Annotated in this window: 1 protein-coding gene; it reads right to left on the minus strand. The window is 62.9% G+C overall.

What is annotated here, in order from left to right:
• Positions 1-5: 5 nt before the first annotated feature.
• Positions 6-310, minus strand: a 305-nt coding sequence (locus E1295_RS49600; RefSeq protein WP_166427814.1) for a hypothetical protein, incomplete at its 5' end; no start/stop codon positions are given.

Consider the following 310-nt stretch of genomic DNA (forward strand, 5'->3'; position numbering starts at 1 on the left):
TTTGATCAGCCGAACTCTCCTGGCCAGTACGTGATCGGCCATGCACCCTTGGTCTCGGGCTGAACGAACAACCGGGCGCTGAACTCGCAGAACCCGACTCGGCGCAGGTCGAAGGTGGCGTAGGTGTGACGGATCGTCGCTCGCACCCGGTCGGCGCCACCGTCGAGGACAGATAGTGGGTTGTCCACCAGGGTGTTGGGCGGGAAGTGGATGTGCCGGATGTACTCGGCGACGGCCGCCGTCATTCGCTCGGAGCTGACGTGACCAAGCACGTACAGGTGATCGTCCTCGCTGTCATAGAGATCGAGGC

The organism is Nonomuraea mesophila (assembly GCF_004352805.1).
Lineage (GTDB): Bacteria > Actinomycetota > Actinomycetes > Streptosporangiales > Streptosporangiaceae > Nonomuraea > Nonomuraea longispora.